Consider the following 25,445-nt stretch of genomic DNA (forward strand, 5'->3'; position numbering starts at 1 on the left):
TCAACTTTCAAACACGAAATATGATCATTGTTGGGATATCGCCAAGCGGTAAGGCACCTGGTTTTGGTCCAGGCATTCAGAGGTTCGAATCCTTTTATCCCAGCCATTTTATTTTATCGCGGAGTAGAGCAGTCAGGTAGCTCGTTGGGCTCATAACCCAAAGGTCAGTGGTTCAAATCCATTCTCCGCAACCAATTCTTACTTTAAATTTAGTCTTATTGAGCATAAATATTTTTCTACCAAATTTAATATTATTATTCCTAAAGGTATGGAGATTTTACGATTCCACAACATGTACTAATTCAGAAGGGTTTTTATGAATGAAAAAGTAGTTGCAAAACAAAATCAAGAAGAGAAAAACAACGACACAAAACACAAAAAAGAGATCAAAGAGAAACGTACCCACACTCCAGTTAATGCCTACAGGATGGAAGACTTAAAGATAAAACCACTTTCAACTTTAGTAGAGATAGCTCAAAATCTAGGCGTACAAAATCCACATGAGTTCTTAAGGCAAGACTTAATATTTGAAATACTTAAAATCCAAGTCTCACAAGGCGGATACATCCTTATCTCTGGAATCTTAGAGATAGTAAATGACAGTCATGGCTTTTTAAGAAGTATGGATGAGAAGTTTTCAGACACACAGCATGACACCTATGTAAGTCAAAGCCAGATTCAAAAGTTCGCACTTAGAAACGGTGACATCATAACCGGTCAAGTACGTGCACCAAAAGATCAGGAAAAATACTACGCCCTTTTAAAGATAGAAGGTATTAATAACGTAAGCTTTGAAGAGATAAAGTCTCGCCCTCTTTTTGAAAACTTAACTCCAGTCTTTCCAACCGAACAACTAAAACTAGAGTACAACAACAAAAAAGTTACAGGCCGCATGCTAGATCTTTTTACTCCTATAGGGAAAGGGCAAAGAGCACTAATAGTCGCCCCTCCTAGAACTGGAAAGACTGAGCTTATGAAAGAGCTAGCACATGGAATCTCTTATAATCACCCAGAAGTTGAGTTAATGGTCTTGCTAGTTGATGAAAGACCTGAAGAAGTTTCAGACATGCAGCGAAGCGTTAAGGGGCAAGTTTTTGCCTCCACTTTTGACATGCCTTCAAGTAACCATATACGCATGGCAGAGATAGTCATAGAACGTGCAAAAAGACGTATAGAGCTTGGTAAAGACGTAGTCATACTTTTAGATTCTATCACTCGTCTTGCTAGGGCTTATAATGCAGTAACTCCTTCAAGCGGTAAGGTTTTAAGTGGTGGGGTTGACGCAAATGCACTTCATAAGCCAAAACGCTTTTTTGGTGCCGCGCGTAATATAGAAAATGGCGGCTCTCTAACTATCATAGCTACAGCGCTTATAGAGACAGGATCTAGGATGGATGAAGTTATATTTGAAGAGTTTAAAGGTACTGGTAACTCTGAGATAGTCCTAGCTAGAAACATCGCTGATAGGCGTATCTACCCAGCCTTTGATATCTTAAAGTCAGGAACTAGAAAAGATAACTTACTGCTTGGAGAAGAAAAGCTTAGCAAAGTGTGGGTTTTAAGAAACACTATGCAGCAAATGGATGATATAGAAGCCCTAACCTTTATCTACTCAAAACTAAAAGATACTAAAAATAATGATGAGTTTTTAAATGCTATGAACTAGCATTGCTAGTTAACTTTAAGCACGCCATAAGCTTTATTAACTCCTACTATAAAAGCGGCAAGAAAACATCACGCCGCACTACCTCATAATATCAAGACAATACAAAAAGTGCTAGCTTTAAAAAACTAAACTAAAAGAAGGAAAGCAAGCAAGCAACTTTAAGAGGGTTTAGAAAAAGACAACTTAAAACTAGGCTTGCTATAAGGACTTTTAAAAAGTGCCCTTACTAGTTTTAAGCTTTTTTATTTAGTCTTAGTATAATTTAGTACAAGTTAATAAAATAACTAGTATAATTATGACCAAGACATTCGTCGTCTTTTTCATTAAGCATCACCTCCTTCCTTTATGGAACGAGATCACACCTAAGAGGCTCCACCCTCTTAGGGTAACCTCTACTTTTATTATAACAAATCCATATTTTTACTTTTTGGTGTATTTTTTAGATGCTTGATTGCCTTATCACGCGTTTTGTACTTCTAGCATCAAGACAATATAAAAAGTGCTAACTTTGAGAAACTAGATAAAAGCAAGCAAAAAAGAAAGAAAGAAAGAGGGAAGGAAGGAAAAAAGGAAAGCAAGCAACTTTAAGAGGGTAGAAAAAGACAGCTTAAAACTAGGCTTGCTATAAGGACTTTTAAAAAGTGCCCTTACTAGTTTTAAGCTTTTTTATTTAGTCTTAGTATAATTTAGTACAAGTTAATAAAATAACTAGTATAATTACGACTAAGATTTTGACGATCTTTTTCATAGGCTGACCTCCTTTCAAAGGTCACACCTAAGAGGTCGCAACCCTCTTAGGGCAACCTCTACTTTTATTATAACAAACCCATATTTTTACTTTTTTGCGTGCTTTTTTATATGCAAGATTGCCACCTCAGGCTTACACCTTACTAGTGTCAAGACTTAAGTGAAATGCCACATACACGCACTTTACTTCCACCATCAAAGACAAGGTGATAAATATCTAATAAAAAAATTAAGTCGCATATTTAAGTAAAAAGATTTAAGTAAAAAATCTTGCAAGCTAGATAGCGCAGCCTCATAAGAAGCTGCAGAAAAACTCTAGCCTTTAGTCTAGATAAGTCTTTTTAGGGAAGAAGAAAGCAGTTATAAGAAGGATGACAAAGATGATGATAAAGTACACGTAGAATCCACTTTGCATATGTATATGCTTAAACTCCAAAGCTATGATAGAAGCAGTACCACCAAAGATAACATTACCTAGGGCATGCCCAAGACCAGTTCCAAGACTTCTTATATGAGAAGGGAAAAGCTCAGCTTTTATAACCCCAGCCATAGACGCATAGAAGCTTAAGATGATATACATCCAGATTAGTATAAAGAAGGTTCCATAGATATTACCCCCTATGTTTTGTAAGAGGTAGTACATAGGCCAAGTACAGACTATCGAAGCGACAGTAAAGATAAAGAGGGAAACTCTTCTACCTATCTTATCTATAAGCATCCCAAAAAGCGGCTGAGAAAGCATCAAGCAAAAGAGTGCTATAAGCATGATTCTATTAGATAGGGTTTCACTCATATGGACTGAGTCTATAAGAAAGGTTTTTGTATATATAGTATAGGTATAAAAGCCTAGTGATCCAGCCCCTGCTATGATAAAGCATATAAGCAAAAATCTCCAGTCTATAAATACGGCTTTTAAAGACCCACTGCTTTTATGTTCAAAAGTCTCTTTAGTGCCACTTTCATGCATGCCAGTTCTTATAAGCAAAGAAAGAAGGGCTAAGATCCCACCAAAGGCAAAAAGCAGTCTCCACGCCCAAGCCCTTATAGTCTCATCTCTAAATATAAGCTCTAAGATAACCACAGTTAGCACAGCTACAAACTGCCCGCCTATCAAAGTCACATACTGAAAAGATGAGTAAAACGCCCGCTTCCCAGAAGTAGCAGTCTCAGACATATAAGTAGCAGCCACCCCATACTCTCCGCCTACGCTTATACCCTGCAAAAGCCTAGCTATGAGAAGGATTATCATAGCCCAGTCGCCTATGACGCTTTTTGTAGGGACTATAGCTATGATGATAGAGCTTACAGCCATTAAAACTATAGAGTAGATCATAGACTTCTTACGCCCTATCCTATCACCTACAAATCCAAAGATCCAGCTGCCAATTGGCCTCATCAAAAAGCCTAAAGCAAAGATGGCAAAAGCCTCTATAAGTGCTACTGTTGGGTTAGTTGAGCCGCTAAAGTCGTGTATAAAGTAGCCAGCGGCAAAGGCGTATATATAAAAGTCATACCACTCTACTAAGTTCCCTGAGCTTGCTGCAAAGATGGACTTTATCCTTTGCTTTGTTGTTAGGCTGGCGTTTGCCGTGCCTTCAGTTACTATCTGTCTCATTTTCTTCCTTTAATAGTTTTTAATGCTATTAATGCCCAAATGCGTTCATGTTGAAATTTCAAAAAGTTAAGTTTGATAGCCATATCAGTTAGTTATCGCTACTCCAAATCGCATTATGATTTAGAAAAACTTAAGATTGTGTAGAAAGTAATTTTTTTATATGCTATTTTTTATCTTTATGTTACTTATAGTAAAAAATACTATGGGATCTCATTGTGAAAGTAGCACTTTGTTAGCTCTACTGTGAAGTTTTGTAGCGTTATGTATACTTAAAGGATAAAAGCTTGGTGATATGTAAAGTTTTATCTTGATAAAGTTAGGTTTTAAAGTAAAAAAGTTTAATGCTTTTATAACTTCTGATATAAATCAAGCCAAAACAAAGCTAATCTTACAAAGACGCACAAGCAAGGCTTAGTCTTTGGTGCTAAAGATTCCATAAAAGTAAAGTTATATTTTTTCTTTTTTTTGTTTTTATTGATATAAATCATAATTATAAATGCGAATTTATCTTCACACACTCTGTAAACACACTAAATAGCCACTCTTTGGTTGATCTAATCTAAACGCCACTACCTCAAAAACCTCTTATTTGGTTAGTATTTTTTCACAAAAGCTTGATTTAAGACTTGCTTTAAATCCATTTTTTAAATCCGGGCTTTGTTGGCTATTACCATTTTCAAATTTTAGGGAGTTAAAATGAAAAGTATGTTGAAAAAGGCTCTAGTGATAGGTGGTCTGTCTATAGTTGCAAGCAGTAGTTTGTATGCTTTTAGTTGGCAGGATAGAAACTATCAGCTTAACCAGTTTGAAGCACCTCACGATGACGCACCTTTTGAAGGTCCAAGTATAGGTGTACATGGAGACTTGTCTTTTTATGTTCAAAACATGAATGATAACTATAATGGAACTACTCCGGGGGTTAGAACACCTCAAAAGATAGGTTTCTCTCTTCCAGTTGCTAACTTAGATATAAGCGCTAGACTTGCTCGTGGCTTTAACGTAGTGCTACAAACTAGGCTTGCTTCCCACCACCACCATGAAACATATGTAAAAGGTGGATATGCCACTATAGAAAGTCTAGACTTTATAGGTAATGACTTTTTAGATTCCATAATGAAACACGTTACTGTAAAAGTAGGTGTTAATGACATAGACTTTGGTGATAACCAATTCACTAGAACTGATAACGCCAACACTTATAGAGGCTACTTCACTATAAACCAAGCTGTAGAATCCAATGTACAAGCAGTATTTGGTGAACTACTACTTAGATATCAAGGTGCCTTCTTACTAGGTGGTCTTACAACAGGTTTAGTTAACCCTGTTAACTACACTATAGTTCCGGGTTCAACAAACCTAGCTGGCTACTTTAAACTAGGCTATGATAGTCAGCTAACTGAAGACTTTAGACTAAGGATCTCAGAATCTGGCTACTTCCAAGCTTCACCTAATACAGCTGACGGCTTATTCAATGGCACAAGTTCTCTAGCAGGTAGTGCTTTAAGAGGTGTATATGGAGCGAGTGATACTGCTACAGGCGTAGGTACTTGGAATCCTATGAAAGGGACTGGAAGCATGAGTGCTTATAACACTTCACTTTTCTTAAAGTATAAAGGTACTGAGCTAACTGGCGTTTATGAGTTTGCAAGCGGTGCTTACAATAATGTAATAGTAAATGGTAGACAATCATTTGGCGGTGGCGATGCTTATATGAACCACGTTTCAGTTACTCTAGCACAAAGATTCTGGGATGATAAGATGTATGTCGCTGCAAGATATGAAAAAGCTTTCTTAAACGGTAGACGTGCAGGCACAGCACTAAACCAACAACTAGATCAAGCTCAAGTTTCAGTTGGCTGGTATATGTACAAAGGTGTATTGGCAAGGGCTGAGTACATCTGGCAACAAAGAAACCTATCAACTTTTGGTGGTGCTTTAGCTAGTAGTAAAGGCTATGCTTACTTCCAAGGTTTTATGCTAACTGCTAACGTAGCGTTTTAATAGATTTGGGGTTTGATTACAAGGAGTAAAAATGAGTAGTATTTTTAAAAAAGCAGTATTTGCAAGTATATTAGTTGGCTCTTTCGCCTTTGCAGGTGGGCACGTAGAAGTGCTTGGTACTTCTACCTTACATGACTGGAAGATGCAAAGTAGTGAGTTAAAAGTAAACATGCAAGGCACTGAAGGCAAACCATCTAAGCTAGAAGTCTCCATGGTCGCTGAAACGCTAAAAAGCACTGAGGGTAAAAGCATGGATAAAAACGCTTATAAGGCTATGCACGTCACTCCAGAATCTGTTATAACTTATGTTATGAAAAGCTATGATCCAGCTACTAACACTTTAAGTGGCGTTGTTAATTTAAATGGCAAAGATGTAGATATCTCCACTCAGCCAAAGATAGCAACTGACAAAGAGATAGAAGGTAGCTTTAAAACTAAGATAACTGACTTTGGCATAGTGCCTCCAAAGTTCATGCTTGGGGCTATGAAAGTAGGAGATGAGATAACTATCAACTACAAGATAACTCCAGATAACTAGTTTTTAAAAGCACTTTTAGAATCTAGTCTTTAAAGGTACTTTTTAAACTAGGGCTTTTAAACTTCTTTATATTTTCACTTATAAGTTAGTCTTTTAGGGCTAGCTTATAACTTCAAGTCCTTTTACTAAAATCTTCATCTTTTATAGATTCTATAAATTTAACCATTACAAGTTATTTGCAAGCTTGCAATAGCTTGTAATAGCCTAAGTGGCAATCATTACACTATCACTTATGCATGATCACTTCAGTTATGCTTACATACTCTTTCATAACGACACAAGTCTTTTTGCTTGATACTTAGACTATGCCAACTAACATGGCAAATTAGATATTAAAAAGTATAGCTATAGCCAATTTGTGCGATGAAGTTTTTTATACTTCCTTGAATCTCCCCCTTAGGAGGTGCAATCATATCTGCTTCAGCTTGGCTAAGTAGTGGGATATTAAGACCCATAGCTGCAAAATCTGTAGCGATAAGAGGTATCTTAAGCCCCATTCTTAAGCTTTGATGCTCTGTGATATTTATACTTAAACCTACATTTATAGGTAGCACAAAACTAGCACCTTCATTAAAGTAGGTATCTGGCTTGCCATTAGGAAAAGCTTCTTCAGAACTTGAATTTGTAGACATAATGATATATCCTGTTTTTGGGTCTACCTTGGCTTGAAGCAAGTTAGCGGTAAAGTGGCTATAGCCTAGACCAAAACCAGCATAAAGTTCAAACATGCTATCAAGTTTTATAAAGTAGTCGACATTAGCAAGTATCATGTGGTTTAGGATTAAAGCACCATTGTTGTACATAGTTGTTGAACCATTATCGGGGGTAAATGCACTTTTTTCACCAAAGCTTTGAGAGAAGTTATAACTTACGTAGTATCTTAAGCCCATGATCTTGGTAAAACTTTGAGTGTAGCCTATATCTAGTCCTACTGAGTAGCCCGGGGCGTCTACTGGGAAAAAACTTCTACTAGTTTTTTTCTTATAATCTATACGTGAGTTGACTAGTCCTGCGTTAATGCCTACAAACACACCATCTTTTGCAAAACTTGCAGTACTTAGAGCTACTATCAAGCCAAGCATTCCTAGTAAGGTCTTTTGTTTCATTTAATAAATCCTAAAAATAAAATATACGTTGTATCTAGCCTATATATAAAAGCTAATATTTGGAAAATACGACTTGAGATCATATCAAAAAAATGAAGAAAAGTTAACAAAGTTAACAACGTAGCTTAGCTTTATCTTGGCATTAAGAGTATAAAACACATGAGGGGTTATCTTGCCTTTAAAAAAGTAAAAAAGTAAAAATATGGGTTTGTTATAATAAAAGTAGAGGTTGCCCTAAGAGGGTCGCAACCTCTTAGGTGTGACCTTTGAAAGGAGGTCAGCCTATGAAAAAGACATACAGCGTCTTGGTCATAATTATACTAGTTATTTTACTAACTTGTACTAAATTATACTAAGACTAAATAAAAAAGCTTAAAACTAGTAAGGGCACTTTTTAAAAGTCCTTATAGCAAGCCTAGTTTTAAGTTGTCTTTTTCCATCCTCTTAAAGTTGCTTGCTCGCCTTCCTTATTTTAGTCTAGTTCCTCAAAGCTAACACTTTTTATATTGTCTTGATTCTATAAGTATAAAACGCGTGACAAAGTAATTATGTATCTAAAAAAGCACGCAAAAAAATAAAAATATGGATTTGTTATAATAAAAGTAGAGGTTGCCCTAAGAGGTGGCTGCCTCTTAGGTGTGATCTCGTTCCAAAAAGGAAGGAGGTGATGCCTAATGAAAAAGATCGTCAAAATCTTAGTCGTAATTATACTAGTTATTTTATTAACTTGTACTAAATTATACTAAGACTAAATAAAAAAGCTTAAAACTAGTAAGGGCACTTTTTAAAAGTCCTTATAGCAAGCCTAGTTTTAAGCTGTCTTTTTCTAAACCCTCTTAAAGTTGCTTGCTTGCTTTCCTTTTTTCCTTCTTCCTTTTTTCCTTGCTTTTATCTAGTTTCTTAAAGTTGATACTTTTTATATTGTCTTGATTCTATAAGTATAAAACGCGCGAGGGGTTAATCTTGCCTTTAAAAAAGTAAAAAAGTAAAAATATGGGTTTGTTATAATAAAAGTAGAGGTTGCCCTAAGAGGGTCGCAACCTCTTAGGTGTGATCTCGTTCCATAAAGGAAGGAGGTGATGCTTAATGAAAAAGACGACGAATGTCTCGGTCATAATTATACTAGTTATTTTACTAACTTGTACTAAATTATACTAAGACTAAATAAAAAAGCTTAAAACTAGTAAGGGCACTTTTTAAAAGTCCTTATAGCAAGCCTAGTTTTAAGTTGTCTTTTTCTAAACCCTCTTAAAGTTGCTTGCTTTAGCAAGCAAACACTAGATATAAACGCTACTTTATATTTTTTATAAGATCATCTATCTCGGAATTTTTTTCTTGAAGCATATTATCCATCTCGTGTTGCACACCCTCTGAAGCACGCTCCATCTGACTTATATCTGCATCTAATGCAGCCTTACTTTTTAGATTGTTATTAACTATATCGCTAGCTACACTATTGGCTACTGCATGCACATCTTTATGATATATATCAAGATTCTTATAACCTTGAGTGTGATTAAAGTACTTAAAGCCATCACCTTCAAAGTACCACTTACCTAGCCTACAGCCTTTGTGGTCGACTATCTTAAAGTCACTTTTTGGATCAAAGACTAGATTATAGAAGTTACCCTTATATATGTAGTGATCAAGTTTGGCAAGGGAGCAAAAGATAAGGTTATAAACCTTATATAAAGTAAGCTTCATAAAAGCTGCTTTGGAGTTTATAGAGTGGATAAGCTTTTCTAAACTATCTATGCCATCTTTTACTTCATTAGTAACAGCACTAGTATCTTTTGCACTACTTTGTATCTCATTAGTTTCTTGCTGCATAGCTTTAACCACTATAGATACATCTTTTGTAGCTTTTTGAGTTCGCTCAGCAAGCTTTCTTACTTCATCTGCTACAACTGCAAAGCCACGTCCATGCTCCCCTGCCCTTGCTGCTTCTATGGCTGCATTAAGTGCTAAAAGGTTAGTTTGTTCAGCTACATCATCTATCAAAGATATAACGCTTGTTATCTCATCACTTCTTGAGTGCAAGTTATTAGCCAAGTTTTCCATCTGCTGCATCTTTTCATACAATGTATTTACATTAGATAAGGTAGAGACTGTATGATCTAGCCCAGTAGTAGAGTTTTTAGCTAGTTCAAAAGAGCTACTAGTAGCACTTTTTAGTGTATCTAGCACCTTTATAAAAGCATTTTGTGAGCTAGTAAGCCCGCTAAATAAACTCTTAGTATGGTTTTTAAATAAGTCCATACCTTCTTTTATATCTACTAGCTTAGTTGCCTGCAAGGAGTAAGTATCTATACCATCAAACTGCTGATACTTAACCATATAAAAAGTTTTTTCAAACTCTATATAAGTACTTTTTGGATCTAAAAGCTTTGAAAGTGATCTCACATGTGGCAAGGCTTTGGCGTTGTCGTTTTCAAAAACTACATCCTCCCCCTTCTTACCTATAACTACCTCTGAAGAAAAGCTAGTGCTTAGCTGCTTATAGTAGCTTAGCTCCTCTTTTACTTTTTGTAGTTCACTTTCTAGCTCAAGCTTTATTTTGTCATTTTTCTTAGAAAACACTATATTACCTTTTGTTATGTATTTAATTTACATGAAATCAATCATCTCTAACATAACTACTAAACTAGTCATGTTAAAAAGTATCAACAAAAACTCACATTTTTATTCTACTATCTTTTTTATACACTAAAAAGATCAAGATATGTAAAATTAAAATTAAGTCAAACTTAAAGCTTCACAAAGCTATAAGAACCCCAAGAATCCAAACAACATAAAAAATATAAGTTATAATCACCCTTATGACTTAAAAGTCCTAAAGCAGGCTATAAAATATGAAAGCCTAGCCTTTCAGTCCAGTTTAGGGGCTTTGGTAGTTTTTCGTTAGGAGAAAAAGTTGATATTGCATTCTAAAAACTTTCCATACGTCTCAAAAGATAAGAGGATTCTTAAAAATCTAGTAACGCTAGGTCTTGGAGCAAATATAAGTCATCCAGTACGCACACTTAATGCCCTATTTTTAAAGTTAAAGCAAAATAAAAATTTACTTATACACTCAACTTCTTTCATATATAAAAACAAAGCCTTTGGAGTTACAAACCAGCCAGACTTTTATAACACAACCCTTATATTTAGCACTAACTTAACTCTAAGATCAGTCTTTAGTCTCATCTTCTATCTTGAAAGGTTTTTTAAAAGACCTAGGATTAGACCTTATAAAAATGCCCCAAGAACACTAGATATAGACTTACTACTTTTTAATAACTTACGCCTTAAACTACCACATCTAACCCTTCCTCACGCAGGGCTTTTATCACGCAAAAGCGTATTAGTACCACTTTATGCTCAACTAGGTAGGAAACAATGAAACTTTACACATATGGCGGCAGCACACCAAATGAAGCCCTTAAAAAAGCCCAAGCAGACCATGGAGATGAAGCCTTAGTCGTTGAAAACAAAGAGATAAGAAAGCAGACTTTAAACTCTCCGGGTCTTTATGAAGTAGTAGTCGCAGTTAGAGATGAAAGCGAGAAAACACCAAAGGCTGAGCCCCAAATCAAAGAAGCACAATCTAATCAGATCAAAAAAACAAACTCCATGCAAGAAAGACTTGACGCTATAGTGCAAAAAGAGATAGAGCGTAAAAAGCTTCAAAAGAAGATGGAGATCTTCTCAGATGATAGCGTTAGCCTTATGCTAAGTAATGCAGTAAGGGAGATATCAGAGATAAGCGGTCAAGAAGGACTTATAAAAAATGAAACTTTAGGCAATAAAGATATAACTTATAAGCCCGGCATTAAGTCTATGAACCAAGACCTTAGTGAAAAAAGCCTTATTGAAAGAAGTCTTACTGAAAAGACTTTAAACGATAGGATAGATTCTAAGATCCAAGAAAGGCAGATGGCAAAGACTGCTTCTACTAACTTTGCAGGAGTGGAAGAAGTAAGAAGTATAAAACTTGAGCTTGATAAGCTAAATGACAAAATGAAGCTTATACAAAATATGGTCTGGGAAGCTAGCGGACCTAATGATGAGAATCTACAGATACCCCACGAGTTTGCTGAGATCTATCGCATAACTAAAAATAGCGGTATAGCTAAAGCACATCTAGATTCCATCATGAAGCTTAGTCTTGATTTGATGCCTTTAAAGATGAGAGAAAACTCCCTAACTATAAAACGCTACTTTAGAGAAGTCCTAAGAAAGATGATACTTTGTCGTCCAGAAAGTAAGGACATGACTAAAAAGATAATCATGCTAGTTGGCCCTACTGGAGTTGGTAAAACCACAGCCCTAGCAAAGCTTGCAGCACGCTTTTCACTAGAGAAAAAAGCTAAAGTTGGAATCATAACGCTTGATAGCTATAGGATAGGTGCCTTGGAGCAACTTCAGTGGTATGCTGATAGGATGAGGATAAGTATACAGATGGTCATGGCAAGTGAGGACTTTTTAAAAGCCCTAGATTCACTACGTCACTGCGACTATATCTTAATAGATACTGCAGGTCACTCACAAAACGATAGTGAAAAAATTGCCCAGATAAAAAACTTTTTGCAAAATGACTACAAGATAAGCATACACCTAGTCATGAGTGCTACTACTAAGCTTGAAGACTTACGTGATATCTATGATGCTTTTAATATCTTAAATATAGACACACTAATATTTAGCAAGATAGATGAAAGCAAAACTTTAGGTAATATCTTCTCCCTTGCTTATGAAACCAAAAAGCCTATAAGCTACTTTTCCATAGGTCAAGAAGTGCCAGTTGACTTAATAGTAGCTAGTAATGAAGCCCTTGCAGACTGGATACTAGATGGCTTTGTAAACCCCAATAAGTAGCCTTTAGTTTTTAAAAACAAAGGGCTACTTTACTTGGAATCTAAAAGCACATTTATATACACTAAGCTTTTATAAATGTGTATTTTTAATACAAAAAAATAGACAATAGGCTTTATTGTAAAGTTTTGTACTCTAAAAAGCTACATATCTAGGCTTTTAGGTATTTGACTTGCTGCTAGCTAAAGCTATACATTCTAAAATGTATCTTTTCTATACAAATAGTAAGTTTTATTAATAATATCAGTCCTAAAACTTCCCTTTTAAGACTCTAATTGATAGACTGAAGCATTCTTAGCACTTTTGCTAATTGCTTTAACTCATAACCCTTCAAGGATTTATCTTTATGGAAACTGTTCGCGTAAGCTTTGCCATTTTTGCTACTTTTGGTATTTATATATTAGTTATGTTGGGTATAGGATTTTACTTCTGGAAAAAGACTTCTAATGCAACTGATTTCTTTTTAGGTGGGCGCGATATGGGGCCAACTGTAAGTGCACTTTCAGCTGGGGCTTCTGATATGAGTAGCTGGCTACTTATGGGCTTACCGGGTGCTTTATATGCAACAGGAGTTGTGGACGCTTGGATAGCCATAGGTCTAAGCATAGGGGCGTTTTTAAACTGGAGCTTAGTGGCTAAAAGGCTTAGGATTTTCACTGGTGTTGTTACAGATTCTTTAACTGTGCCTGATTATTTTGCTAGTAGATTCCACGATAAAAGCCACGCTTTAAGGATAATCTCAGCTATAGTCATACTAGTCTTTTTTACTATCTATATCTCAAGTGGTCTTATAGGTGGTGCTAAACTTTTTGAAGGAACCTTCCATCTAAACTACAACTATGCACTTGTTATAGGTGCTTTAGTCATAGTGCTTTATACTTTCTTTGGTGGCTATATGGCAGTTTCTTGGACAGACCTTGTACAAGGGCTTTTGATGTTTTTAGCCCTTGTAGTTTTGCCTATAGTTTTACTTTATCATCTAGGAGGAGTAAAAGCTGCCTTTGACATTATCATAAACTACGACACAAAGCATAGTGTAAACCACCTCTCTTTTACGCATGGCGTCACAGTTATAGGCGTTATCTCCTCTCTTGCTTGGGGGCTTGGCTACTTTGGACAGCCTCACATTATAGTTAGATTTATGTCTATAAGACATGTTAGAGATATACCTAAGGCTACAACTATTGGCATAGGCTGGATGGTTCTAAGCCTTATAGGTGCTTGTTTGGTTGGACTTTTAGGCTTTGCTTATGTGCTAAAGTTCAACCTTGATATGCATGACCCAGAAAAAGTTTTTATAGTTATGTCTCAACTTCTTTTTAACCCATGGATCACAGGTATACTACTTTCAGCCCTTCTAGCTGCTATCATGAGTACTGCAAGCAGTCAGCTTTTAGTCAGCTCTTCTAGCATAGCTGAAGATTTTTATAAAAAGATTCTAAAAAAAGATGCAAGTCCAAGAAGTGTTATGATAGTAAGTAGAATAGGCGTTTTAATAGTTGCAGTAGTAGCCTTTTTCTTATCAGTTGATAAAAACTCTAGCATACTTTCAGTTGTAGCTTATGCGTGGGCTGGCTTTGGAGCAAGCTTTGGAAGTGTGGTGTTTTTCTCACTTTTTTGGAGGCGTATGACTACAGGTGGAGCTATAGCTGGCATGATAGTAGGTGCAGTAGTAGTTGTTATACATAAAAACTTTACCTACCAGTATCTTAATATCTATGAGATAGTTCCGGGCTTCGTGCTAGCAAGTATTGCCATCATAGTAGTTAGCTACCTACAAAAGCCTAATCCAAAAGTTATAGAATCTTATGATGAAATGGTTGCTGAAACAAAAGTATATAAAGTGTAAAAAACTTTTATAGCAAAGCATCTTAAGAGATATAAAATACATGTGCTTATTTTTAAAACTAAGCACATACAAGCTTACTACATCAAATCTTTTTTACTATATGCACTAATATATAAATGTCACCAAACCTAATACTAACACAATTAAAATCTAAGCCCTAATCTTACCTTTTTACATCACTTAACTAACATATATTTACTTTTAGTATCAAATATAAGCTATAAGTGCTTTGCTTAGTACTTTAGTCTTAGTTTTTATGTTACTTAATACTACTTTTGGTAATAAATATTATTTTATATATTAAAACTTGTTACATAAATATAAGTGATGGATTTTTATTGATTATTTTTAATAAAAATGCATCTTATTGACACAATATTCTCACAAAGTAATTATCATTGCGCCATAAACTAACTTTGGAGTTACAATAATGAAAAAATATGACGTAGCGATAATCGGAGCTGGGCCAGGTGGCTACTCTTTAGCGGTTCAACTAGGATCAAAAGGTAAAAAAGTAGCACTAGTAGAAAAGGCTGAGCTTGGAGGAACTTGTGTAAATGTAGGCTGTATACCAACTAAAAGCCTTATAACATCTGCAAGATATGCTTGTAAGAACTTACACAAATACGGCGTAGAGACAGGGGAATCACTTCTAAACATCAAAACAGTCGCAAGCAACGCAGCACGCATCTCAAAAACACTAAATGGCTCTATAGCCAAAGCTTTAGAGGGTGCAAAAGTAGACCTTTATAAAGGTAAAAGTGCTAAGTTTGTAGATGACTACACGCTTGATATAGAAGGTGAAAAGTTAGCAGCAGACAAGATAGTCATAGCAACAGGCGGTAGAAACAACACCTTTAATATAGAAAATGCGGACTTACTTACCCAAAAAGGCATGCTTATATATTCAACTGACGCACTAAAAACAGACATCCTTCCTAAAAAGCTAGTCATCATAGGAAGCGGTATCATCTCACTAGAGTTTGCTTACTACTTTGCTGCTATGGGTGCTAATGTAACTATGCTTGAGTTTGCACCCATCCCTTTCCCAGCCTTTGATAGAGACGTAGCTGAAGAGATACAAAAAAGCATGGGTGAGCTAAAAGTAAGCGTTAGAACAGGCATCAAGTTTTTACGCTTTGATACAGACTTTAGCCTAGAGATAGAAGTTGAAGGCAAAAAAGAAAAAGTAGTGGCTGATAAGTTTATGGCTGCAGTTGGCAGACGCCCAAACAGCGAGCTAGCACAGGGCATAGTTGACATAGATGAAAGAGGCAACATTAAGATTAATGATGCTAATCAAACTTCAAAACCTCACATCTACGCCATGGGTGATGTAACTGGCAAAAAGCCCCTTTCTTCAGTTTCTTATAAGCATGCTGACACTATCTATGAACACATCATGGGCAAGCAAGTAGACGTAGTAAAAGTAGACCACATCCCTTCGTCAGTATATGTTGGAGTAGATATCGCAAGCGTTGGTAAAAGCGAAGAAAGACTTAAAAAAGAAGGTGTACCTTATAGAGTGCTAAAAGTTAGCGGGATGAATCTCCCTCGCCTTCACGCTGAACAAACTCCAGAAGTTGGCTTAGTAAAACTACTTATAGATGAAGAAGATGACAGATTACTGGGTGCCCATCTTGTGCTAAAAGATGCAAGCTTAGTTATAAACACCCTTGCCCTAGCAGTTAGTGATAAGATTAAGCTTCGCGATCTCTACAACTTAGGCTATACCCACCCTTCAGTAGCAGAAGCTATATACTATGCATTAAGACCACTTTATCTTTAAAAAAGCTTAGATTCTCTAATAGAATCCAAACTTGCCATTACACAAAGACACGTAGTGTCGATGTGCTAATCTTTAATTTACATCATCGCAAGACTTGTACAACAAGTTACTGCAATCATATATTTTTAGATTCTATAAATTTCTAGAATCTAAAAATATCTACTACGCCACGATAACTGCACAAGTTAGTATTGATGACTTATATAAAAAATATTAAAAGTAAAAATTGATTATTGTAAAAATGAAAGATTATAAAAGATTATAAAAGATTATAAAAGATTATAAAAGATTATAAAAGATTATAAAAGATTATAAAAGATTATAAAAGATTATAAAAGATTATAAAAGATTATAAAAGATTATAAAAGATTATAAAAGATTATAAAAGATTATAAAAGATTATAAAAGATTATAAAAGATTATAAAAGATTATAAAAGATTATAAAAGATTATAAAAGATTATAAAAGATTATAAAAGCCTAAGCCTAGCTTACTTCTAATATCAAAGCATAAGAAAAAGCTAAGCCTACTTAAAGATACTAAGACAAACTACTCATCTTGGAACTCTTGTAAGGTCTCAAGATGCATCCTTATCTCTTCTATCATAGCTTTAAAAGCCTCTACATTTCTGTTATCAACCTTATCAAAATGGCTTTCTAACTCATCTAAGTTATCTTGAATCTGGGCTATAGACAAAAGAATGTCCTCTTTTATAATCTCATCCATGCTGTCTCCTTTTTAAATTAAGCCTACCAACGCCTTAGCTCGTTTATAAGTTTCATTAGCGATGCTTTCTACTTCAGACTTGGAGTGATAAAGCACTTTTTCTAAGTAAGCCTTATCGTTTATCAGTCTGAAATATTCTTCTCTGATCGGCAGTAGTCTATCTATAATCTTTTCACTTAAAGCTTCCTTAAATTTACCATAGTTTGGAAACTTACCAACGATATCTTCTCTTTTCTCCTCACTTAAAGCCTCATATATGCATAAGAGGTTATAAACGCCGGGGCGAGTTTCATCAAAGGCTAAAAACCCTTTATCATCAGTAGTGGCCTTTTTTATCTTTTTAACTATGTCATCATTACTATCTAAAAGCGAGATAGAGTTGTACTTAGAAGCACTAGACTTGCTCATCTTAGAAGTTGGGTCATCTAGTGCCATAACCCTAGCTGCCACTTTTGGAATCATAGGACTTGGCACCTTAAAGCACTCCCCATATCTCTCATTAAACCTCTGTGCCACGTTTCTTGCAAGCTCTAAGTGCTGCTTTTGGTCTTCGCCAACTGGCACAAGGTCAGTATCATAAAGCAAGATATCAGCAGCCATGAGTGCTGGATAGTTAAAAAGCCCTACGTTTATATCTTTTGGGTTTTTAGCAGACTTATCTTTAAACTGCGTCATGCGGTTCATCTCACCCATAGGTATATTGCAGTCTAGTATCCACGCAAGGGCTGGGTGGGCATCTATCTCACTTTGTATAAAAAGCTTTGATTTTTTAGTATCTATCCCACAAGCAAGCAGCATAGCACAAAGCTCAAAGGTTTTAGTTTTTAAGACTTTTGGGTCTTGATAGATAGTTATAGCGTGACTATTAACGATGCAGTAGATATTGTCATATAAGTCTTGGTTGCTAACCCAGTTTTTTATAGCTCCAAGGTAGTTACCTAAGTGTATATCCCCTGTTGGCTGTATACCTGAAAATACTCTTTGTTTTTTCACTATTACTCCTTTATTAAAAAATGATTATAATCTTTGGCATATAAAACTATTGCGTATTTTGCAAAAAACTCTAAGGCCTTATTACTATCAAAGATTCTATCTTTACCCCCTAGAAAAATATAAATCTTAGTATTATTTGCCACGTACTCTAACTTTTCAAACCCATAGTTTAAAAGCCCTTCTAGCTCTTCATATGTCCCTAAGCTTATATAAGAACTTATACTTATAGAATCTAAAAAAAAACTTGCCGTATCTAAAGTGCCATCCTTCCTAACACTAACTCCTGCACTTTTTAAAAAACTCTGCATATAACTAACTTGGTTTTTTTTAAAAAGAGAAAGTTGTAAGGCTTTAAACTTAGAATCTTTATCCATAAAAAAAGCTGGTGAGATAAGCACTAAGTTACTCACCCTGCCCCCGCTTTTTAGCCTATCACTAGCAAGCCTTAAAGCACTTTGTGCACCCTTACTAAAGCCTACTATATCAAACTTGCCACTAAAGCTAGAGATATCAAAAGGAAGGCTTTCAAAAAAGGAGTTTTTAAACATGCCTTTTTTGAAAAAACACTCTTCATCTTTTAAGCAAAATCCAGAAAAGTAAGTCATCCTATAATCTCTGCTATCTCAGCTTTTGTAAGCTTTTCTTTTTCTAGTAGTCTTTCTGCGATTTTAGCGATTAAGTCTTTGTTAGCATAGATAAAGTCTTTGTGAGATTCTAAGGCTTCATTTAAGATATCTAACATGTCATTATTATCAGTTAAAAGCCTTTTTGCCATACCGTAAACTTCACACATCTGCTTGGCTAGATTTTTAGCTAAGTTTAAGTCTTCTTTAGCGGCAATTAGCGGCTCAAGATTATAGACTTCTAGCCCAAGATTCCCACTTAAAGCAATCTTTATCTTATTGATGATATCTGACTTACTGGCGTGATTTGGTAGGGCACTAGAGATGGCATTAGATATCAAAGATATCTTTTGGAACTCATCATCAAGCCAGTATAAAGAAAGTGCCTTGCTAGCATTATAGATAGCCATGCTTTTTTTCTGTCCCAGATCAAGGCTAGCTTCTTTTTTCTTGCCCATGACTATCTTTTCACTAGCATAGATTATATCTTGCATGTTGATACTAGATCTATCATGCCTTAGGGCATTAAGGGCGGCTTCATTTATAAGGCTTGAAAGGCTTGCCCCACTAAAGCCCACGCACATCTTTGCTACTTCTTTTATATCTAGCTCATGAGTTTTATCTTTAAGATAGACTTTTAGTATCTCTTCTCTTTCGTTTAAATCTGGCAATTCAACTATGACCCGCCTATCAAAACGTCCACTTCTTAAAAGGGCACTATCTAGTACTTCAAGCTGGTTAGTAGCTGCTATTACTATAACGCCACTTCGCTCTTCAAAGCCATCCATCTGAGTTAAAAGCTCATTTAAAGTGGCTTCTCTTTCATCATTTCTATTATTCCCCCTAGCTTTTCCAACAGCATCTATCTCATCTATAAAGATAATAGAAGGTGCATTTTGAAGGGCTTTTTCAAAAAGGCTTTTAACACGTTTTGCACCCATACCTACATAAATCTGCACAAAACTACTTCCACTTTGATAGAAAAAAGGCACGCCAGCTTCTCCTGCAACAGCCTTAGCTATCATAGTTTTACCAACGCCCGGAGGTCCTACTAAAAGCACGCCTTTAGGAAGCTTGATATTTAAGTCTTGATACTTTTTAGGATACTTTAAGTAGTCAATGACTTCTAAAAGCTCATCTTTTACCTCTTTTATCCCTGCTACATCATTAAAAGAGACATTACTCCTAGTAACTTGTATATGATCACTTAAAACTGGGTCATCTTTTGGCTTCAAGCCTTCATTTAATATATGTCTATACTGGGCTAAGTGCTCTTCTTTTTTCTGGGTTATCTTTCTTTTAAGCTTATACATATAGATTAGATAGGCTATAACTAAAAGCAAGACTAAGCCTAAAAAGATACTACTTACAAAGCTAGTTACCACGTCTTCTTTGGGGTTTATGTCTACACCTTGCAAATTTAGACTAGTTAGATTTATAGAATCTTTTTTCACTCTATAGACTAGATTGTTTTGCATATAAAAAAAGTCATAGTTTTTAGTAACTTCTATCTTTGCTGGTCTATGATTTGCAAGCATATCTCTTAAGAAGTCCCCATCTACTGGGATGGATCTATCTTTAAAGTAAAGTATGAAGGCAAGGATTATAACGATGATGATAGCAACTATGGCTACAAATATGTTCTTATTTTTCACATTCACTCCTAAGTGCCTCCTATATTTAAGCTAGTAGTATGCACGTACTTTGGTAGCTCAACCCTTGCATCTATCAAAGGCAAGCCCCATACAACTTGAGTATTTTTATTTATCAAATCCACATAAAACTTATTATCACTGTTGAAAGTCAAATCTTGAGAAAGTAGAATCCTAACTAAAAAATCCCCTTCCATAGAATCTATCTCATCTAAAAAAGCTTTTTTAGTGGCACTAAAACACTCTATATCAAAGCTAGCATCTTGCTTAAAGCTCATAAGCTCCTTGCTAAAAGCCTTAAACTGCCCTTCATCTTCAATATATATAAAACACTTTGCATTTAAAATATTAGCGATTATTAAGATAATGCCAGCTTGCAAGAAGTCAACTTCCTTGCTTGCAAAAAGCATGATAGATAAGGAAGTGTTGTTTATACCATAAGAGTTTAACTCTTTGCTAGCTTCACCTTGCTCCCTACATCTTATAAAGTGCTTAGCATAGTCTAAAAACTCACTATTTAAAGCGCGTAAAAACTCTAGTTCATACTCATTTAAGATAGCGTTTAAAAGCCCTATAACATCACAGTAAGCACTCCTTTGACCCTTAAAATTTAAAGCCTTTGGAAGGCTAAAGTCTTTTAGAAGATAGCTAGTGCCAAAGGGGCTTAAAAAGCCGGGCTTATAGTCTTGATAAAGACAGTTTCTAAGACTAGATTCTAATCTTAGATTTATATTAATATTAGTCTTAAAGCTTTTAAAAACTTGCTCTTGTTCTTTTTTACTATGGCTAAAAAGAGTGATACTTCCTAGTGCTTCTTTGCTTTCTTTTTTTAAAAAGCTTTCAAAACTAGCCTTTATCACTTCTAGCTTAAAAGCCCTGCAAGCACTTTGTGCTACTTCAAAGTAAGAATCTGCATAGATTTTTTTTATATTTCTAGATTCTATAAGGTTATAGTTTAAAGCACTTAGGGCTAGGTCTATATCACTTGTATTGCTTATATATACTATATTTTCATCTTGTCTAAAAAGCTTTATAACGCTTGGCTCTTTTTTTTCTTTGTCTTCTTTAATAAGCTCTAAGCTTACCTCTTTGTCTTTGAAAGCTAGAGTATCTAGGCTAAGTCTTATAGGTGCTTTTTGCACTAGTAAGTTAGGCCTTATATCATCAGCATTAAAAGTAGTTTTTAACACTATAAAAGAACACTTTTCTAAAGCCTCTTTAAAGACACTAGCTAGCACTCTATGAAGTAGGGTATCTTTTAAGACTAAGATGTTTCCATTTAGCAAGTTTGAAGCTATAAGAGAGATAACTTCTTCTAAGCTTAGGTCTGCTTTTAGCTCTACTAGCTTATAAGAGTTAAAGGCTATGTTTTTAGAATCTTCTAACATTTTTTTATATTCATAACCATAAAAGTTAAGTATATCAACCACGTTATAAACCCACTCACTAACTATGACGCTTGAAGTATCGCTTAGCTCATAAAGACTAGTAAAAAAAGATTCTAAGTTTTTATCAAGGCAGTTTATACACTCTTTTAAAAGCAAGATTCTATTATCCACTAGAGATAAAAAGGCTATATCTCTTTTTATATCACTTCTAGATTCAAGCTTTAAGTCTAAAGGCACACTTAGTTTTAGTCTATGTCTCATAGCCACTTTAAAGTTTTCAAAGTCGTGCTTTAAAAGACCTTTTTGTAAAAGCGGGAAGGTTTTAGAGGGTGCATTAAAGCCTTTATAAACATCACTTTTAAAGATATCGCTATACCTTTTTATATGGTAGTTTTTAAAGTTATTTATAGCGGTTTGTAGTCTTTTATAAAAAAACAAACTGGCATTTGGACTAATAGTCTTTAAGGCTATGGCTTTTAAGCCAAACTTAAGACTTAGCTTTAAAAGGCTAGGATTAAGCATAGAATCTATCTCGTAAATAAAGTCTTTTGAGATGCCTTGACTTAGATAGATGATAGAGATGTCATTAGTAACTATGTGAGTTTTTATATCGCTTTTAGCTAGCATTCTAAGTGTAGTAAAAAAGCTAGCGTACTTATTGATACTAGCTTTAAAGTAAAGTGGACTAGCATCTTTTTCTTTACCATCCTCCATGCAAATCAGTCTTAAAGAAAGTTTAGCCTTGCTAGTTTTTAAAGCCTCTAAAACGTTTTGGGCTAGTGTGCTAAGTGAGATAAGGCTTATATCTATACTTAAAGCGATATTTAAGCCCTTAGCTTTTTCATCACTTAAAGCACTTAGGACTAGCTTAAAGTAGTCTTCTTTTATATCTAAAAGCACACCTTTAAAGGATTCTTTAACACCACTAGCCTTAGAATCTTCATCCTCGCTTCTAACCCTCAAAACTTGCAAACTACTTAAAAGCTCTTCTTTAAATACCTCATCTTTTATGAATCTAGCCCTACTTACTAGACTAAAAACATCAAGCCTTATAAAACTAACGCTAGGGTTTTCTAAAAGCTCTTTATAGTAAGTAAGATTGCTACTTAGTGCTTCTTTACAAAAAGCAAGTGGACTTAAGACTTCTATAGCTAAAGGGAAGGCTTTTTCAGTGCTTTTTAGCTTTAAGGTTTTTAGGCTTTTAAGTACTAAGTTTTTGGACTTAGACTTCATCGTGTATTTTAGTAGTCCTAGTGGCAACACTCTAAGTGAGACTAGATACATCTGTAATACATCAAAGCTACTAAAAGGCTTAGCTTTAAGGGCATTTTTTAAAACATAGTGCTTTAGGCTTTTTTTGAGAAAAGACTTATTAGGAGAGTGGATATAGACGTTTAGTAAGTCACTTATAAAGCTATAGTCTTCTTCTTTAGTCTTTTTAAGAAGTCCTAATGCCCTTAGCTCAAAAGGGCTTAGATTCCTTTTAAAAGAACTTAGCCATGACTTTAAGTCTGCTTCTTTTTTAGATTCTTTAGTCTCTGGTCTATCTTTCACATATCCCTCCATTTTTAAACAAGGCTCTTTTAGCTCTTGCTTTTATTTAGGTTAAAAAAGTATCTTTGCTACTTTGCTAACTTCTATAGTGCTTAGTTCTACTACGTCGTCTTTTTTAAGCTCTCTTAAGTCTATAACTTTCCCATCCTTGCTTAACTCAACTAGTCCTTTAAGCTCCCTACTTTCTGGGTTTAAAGCACTAAGCTTTGTGCTTAAAAGCTCTAATATCTTTTCTTTAGAGTTTAATAAGTCTTGCATGATATAGCCTAGTCTTTCTTTTTTAGAAGCTAGCAAACTAGTCTGTGCGTCAAGCTTGCTTTTAGGACTAAGTGTGCTAAGCTTAGAATCTAATGCATTTAAAAGCATAAGCTTTTGAAGTAAGATATTTTTAAAAGTATGACTTAGGCTACTTAGCTTAGAGTTTAAAACACTTTTTAAAGAAGAGGCTTCAGGCAGTATAAGCTCCATAGCAGCACTAGGAGTTGGCGCACGTAAATCACTTACATAGTCACTTATACTGTAATCTATCTCATGACCTATGGCACTTACAACTGGTGTTTTACACTTAGCTATAGCGTAGGCTACATCTTTTTCATTAAAGCACCAAAGATCTTCTATGCTCCCTCCTCCACGTGCTAAGACTATGATGTCGTACTTTAGACTATCTGCTAGCTTAAGGCTTTCTACTATGGAATCTTTTGCACTAGCCCCTTGCATCAAAGTATCAAGTACATGCAACCTAACTAAGGGGAAACGCTTTTGTGCTACGCTTTTCATATCCTGCAAAGCAGCCCCAGTTATAGAAGTTATCAAAATAATGTCTTTTGGGATTAAAGGAAGCTTTTTTTTATTTTCAAACAAGCCCTTAGATTCTAACTCCTGCTTTAGCTCATCAAACATCTTTTTAAGCGCACCAAGCCCATCCATGACAAAAGAGTAGACATTAATGCTATAAGTGCCATTAGGTATATAACAGTTTAACTTTCCACTTAAAACTATCTGCATGCCCTGTGCTAGTCTAATCGTGCTTTTTTGCACATAAGACTTAAAAAACACACATGATATAGAAGAAAACTCATCTTTTAAGGTGAAGTAAACATGTCCGCTTGAGTGGTAAGTGACGCGAGAAACCTCGCCTTGGACGCTTATATCATCAAAATGTGCATCAAAAAGGTGGGAGATCTTTTTGTTTAACTCAGATACTTTTAGTGCCAAGTTTTTATCCTTTGTATTTGGAAGTCTAATTATACTTGATGCTTGTGTATAGGATGCTTGCAAAGGCTAAATTTAAGCTAAAAGATAGAGCCTAGCACTCTTTTAAATGTCAATAAGCCCTAGTCTAGAAACTCTTAGAGTTTGAGTGTATTAGACTAAAGAAAAGTAACTATATATATATAAGAATTCTTAGCCTTAAAAGCTAATATTTAATAAAATTTAGCAAAATATTATATTAAGTGCTAATTTTGTTTACTAATTTTAAGCTATACTCCACTTCGTAAAGTTAAAAAGAGGTTTATTTATATGGTAAGCAAAAAGATGATATTACTTAACAGTATTATTAAGCACTACATAGAGACTAAAGAGCCAGTTGGATCTGAGACTTTAAGAGTGCATCTTAGTGATGATATAAAGATCTCATCTGCTAGCATTAGAAACTACTTTAAAGCCCTTGTAAGTGAGGGTGACTTGACTATGACTCATGCAAGTAGTGGAAGGATTCCAACTGCTAGTAGTGTTAAAAGATATCAAAAAGCTAGCTTAGAGCCTGTGCTTAGACAGCCTTTTAGGGGTGATAGAGAGCTTATAAGCAAACTAAGTGATGCTTATAATGTCTACTTTATAGTCCAGATTAATAGTAAAAATACTCTAGAAAATGTGGAAAACTTTAACTCAAAGTACATCATTTTAGAGTTTAGCAAAGACCAAGTAGCCCTTAACTTTTCAGATGCCTTGTATCGTTTCGCACGTGAGATGGTTGGACTTAGTGCTGAAGAAGTAAGCTATATCGCAAACAGTGTGGGTGCTTTTGTGCTAGGTGATAAGCTTGGAAACTTAAAGTATGAAGTTTATAGGTTTGGAAGTGAGTATTTGATAGATTTGCTAAAAGGTGATGGTAACCTATACTTGGAGTTTTTAAGTGGCGAGGTCTTATTAAAGCATAGAAATGGAATCTACTTTAATGAGTTTGGTTTTAACGAAAGAGGTAATACAGGCTTTCACATGTCTATCATTAATGACATCACATATCAAGATAAGGAGGCTAGAATGCTATGTTTTGGCAATTTATTTACGAATTATGAAGAGCTTTATAATCAAATCTATATATAAAGAAAGGAGACCG

The 25,445-nt window shown here is 35.1% G+C and carries 17 protein-coding genes and 2 tRNA genes; 10 read left to right on the forward strand and 9 right to left on the reverse strand.

Going from position 1 to position 25,445, the window contains the following annotated elements; all coding sequences use genetic code 11:
* The first annotated feature begins 31 nt into the window (after positions 1 to 31).
* The 3 genes from BKH40_RS01085 to rho all read left to right on the forward strand — a co-directional run bounded on the left by BKH40_RS01085 (position 32) and on the right by rho (position 1,666).
* Positions 32 to 106, forward strand: a tRNA-Gln gene (locus tag BKH40_RS01085).
* A gap of 11 nt (positions 107 to 117) precedes the next feature.
* A tRNA-Met gene (locus tag BKH40_RS01090) sits at positions 118 to 194 on the forward strand.
* A gap of 233 nt (positions 195 to 427) precedes the next feature.
* Positions 428 to 1,666, forward strand: coding sequence for a transcription termination factor Rho (gene rho, locus BKH40_RS01095; protein ID WP_257842471.1), 1,239 nt, complete (start codon positions 428 to 430; stop codon positions 1,664 to 1,666).
* A 1,069-nt stretch (positions 1,667 to 2,735) separates the two neighbouring features.
* Here rho and BKH40_RS01100 read toward each other — a convergent pair.
* Positions 2,736 to 4,028 carry an MFS transporter gene (locus BKH40_RS01100; RefSeq protein ID WP_095276056.1) on the reverse strand — a complete coding sequence of 431 codons (1,293 nt, stop codon included), beginning with the start codon at positions 4,026 to 4,028 and terminating at the stop codon, positions 2,736 to 2,738.
* A gap of 696 nt (positions 4,029 to 4,724) precedes the next feature.
* On the opposite strand from BKH40_RS01100, the gene BKH40_RS01105 reads away from it, so the two are divergent.
* Both BKH40_RS01105 and BKH40_RS01110 read left to right on the forward strand, forming a co-directional pair.
* Complete coding sequence (locus BKH40_RS01105; protein ID WP_095276058.1) at positions 4,725 to 6,029, forward strand: hypothetical protein; 1,305 nt, start codon at positions 4,725 to 4,727, stop codon at positions 6,027 to 6,029.
* A 31-nt stretch (positions 6,030 to 6,060) separates the two neighbouring features.
* Positions 6,061 to 6,567: a hypothetical protein gene (locus tag BKH40_RS01110; RefSeq protein ID WP_095276060.1), complete on the forward strand. Its 507-nt coding sequence runs from the start codon at positions 6,061 to 6,063 to the stop codon at positions 6,565 to 6,567.
* A 332-nt stretch (positions 6,568 to 6,899) separates the two neighbouring features.
* Here the strand turns inward: BKH40_RS01110 and BKH40_RS01115 are convergent, their stop codons facing one another.
* Both BKH40_RS01115 and BKH40_RS09000 read right to left on the reverse strand, forming a co-directional pair.
* Complete coding sequence (locus BKH40_RS01115; RefSeq protein WP_095276062.1) at positions 6,900 to 7,673, reverse strand: outer membrane beta-barrel protein; 774 nt, start codon at positions 7,671 to 7,673, stop codon at positions 6,900 to 6,902.
* Between the two features lie 1,290 nt (positions 7,674 to 8,963).
* Complete coding sequence (locus tag BKH40_RS09000; RefSeq protein ID WP_095276064.1) at positions 8,964 to 10,253, reverse strand: methyl-accepting chemotaxis protein; 1,290 nt, start codon at positions 10,251 to 10,253, stop codon at positions 8,964 to 8,966.
* A gap of 334 nt (positions 10,254 to 10,587) precedes the next feature.
* On the opposite strand from BKH40_RS09000, the gene folK reads away from it, so the two are divergent.
* The 4 genes from folK (at position 10,588) to BKH40_RS01140 (ending at position 16,168) form a co-directional block, all read left to right on the forward strand.
* Positions 10,588 to 11,058 carry a 2-amino-4-hydroxy-6-hydroxymethyldihydropteridine diphosphokinase gene (gene folK, locus BKH40_RS01125; protein ID WP_095276066.1) on the forward strand — a complete coding sequence of 157 codons (471 nt, stop codon included), beginning with the start codon at positions 10,588 to 10,590 and terminating at the stop codon, positions 11,056 to 11,058.
* Entirely contained in the window at positions 11,055 to 12,533 is a 1,479-nt protein-coding gene (flhF, locus tag BKH40_RS01130) for a flagellar biosynthesis protein FlhF (protein WP_095276068.1), read from the forward strand. The genes folK and flhF overlap by 4 nt, the downstream gene beginning before the upstream one ends.
* Positions 12,534 to 12,876: 343 nt before the next feature.
* A complete protein-coding gene (gene putP / locus BKH40_RS01135) occupies positions 12,877 to 14,379 on the forward strand; it encodes a sodium/proline symporter PutP (RefSeq protein ID WP_095276069.1) in 1,503 nt (500 codons plus the stop codon).
* 430 nt (positions 14,380 to 14,809) lie between these two features.
* On the forward strand, positions 14,810 to 16,168 hold the full coding sequence (locus tag BKH40_RS01140) for an FAD-dependent oxidoreductase (RefSeq protein WP_095276071.1): 1,359 nt from the start codon (positions 14,810 to 14,812) through the stop codon (positions 16,166 to 16,168).
* A 549-nt stretch (positions 16,169 to 16,717) separates the two neighbouring features.
* On the opposite strand, the gene BKH40_RS08675 is transcribed toward BKH40_RS01140, so the two are convergent.
* From BKH40_RS08675 to xseA, 6 genes are read right to left on the reverse strand one after another with little or no spacing between them, the layout of a single operon-like run.
* Positions 16,718 to 16,894 (reverse strand): hypothetical protein, encoded by a 177-nt coding sequence (locus BKH40_RS08675; RefSeq protein ID WP_172402339.1) that lies wholly within the window; start codon positions 16,892 to 16,894, stop codon positions 16,718 to 16,720.
* Positions 16,895 to 16,906: 12 nt separating this feature from the next.
* On the reverse strand, positions 16,907 to 17,887 hold the full coding sequence (gene trpS, locus BKH40_RS01145) for a tryptophan--tRNA ligase (RefSeq protein WP_095276073.1): 981 nt from the start codon (positions 17,885 to 17,887) through the stop codon (positions 16,907 to 16,909).
* Between the two features lie 2 nt (positions 17,888 to 17,889).
* Entirely contained in the window at positions 17,890 to 18,492 is a 603-nt protein-coding gene (locus BKH40_RS01150; RefSeq protein WP_095276075.1) for a hypothetical protein, read from the reverse strand.
* Positions 18,489 to 20,165, reverse strand: coding sequence for an AAA family ATPase (locus tag BKH40_RS01155; protein ID WP_095276077.1), 1,677 nt, complete (start codon positions 20,163 to 20,165; stop codon positions 18,489 to 18,491). Before BKH40_RS01155 ends, BKH40_RS01150 begins: the two co-directional genes overlap by 4 nt.
* Before the next feature lie 8 nt (positions 20,166 to 20,173).
* Positions 20,174 to 23,104, reverse strand: a complete 2,931-nt coding sequence (locus tag BKH40_RS01160; protein ID WP_095276079.1) for a hypothetical protein — start codon at positions 23,102 to 23,104, stop codon at positions 20,174 to 20,176.
* Between the two features lie 51 nt (positions 23,105 to 23,155).
* On the reverse strand, positions 23,156 to 24,319 hold the full coding sequence (xseA, locus tag BKH40_RS01165; protein ID WP_180675046.1) for an exodeoxyribonuclease VII large subunit: 1,164 nt from the start codon (positions 24,317 to 24,319) through the stop codon (positions 23,156 to 23,158).
* Positions 24,320 to 24,640: 321 nt separating this feature from the next.
* Between xseA and BKH40_RS01170 the strand changes: the two genes are divergently transcribed.
* A complete protein-coding gene (locus BKH40_RS01170) occupies positions 24,641 to 25,432 on the forward strand; it encodes a hypothetical protein (RefSeq protein ID WP_143428439.1) in 792 nt (263 codons plus the stop codon).
* Positions 25,433 to 25,445 lie beyond the last annotated feature (13 nt).

It is taken from the genome of Helicobacter sp. 11S02629-2, from assembly GCF_002272875.1.
Taxonomy (GTDB): Bacteria; Campylobacterota; Campylobacteria; order Campylobacterales; family Helicobacteraceae; genus Helicobacter_I.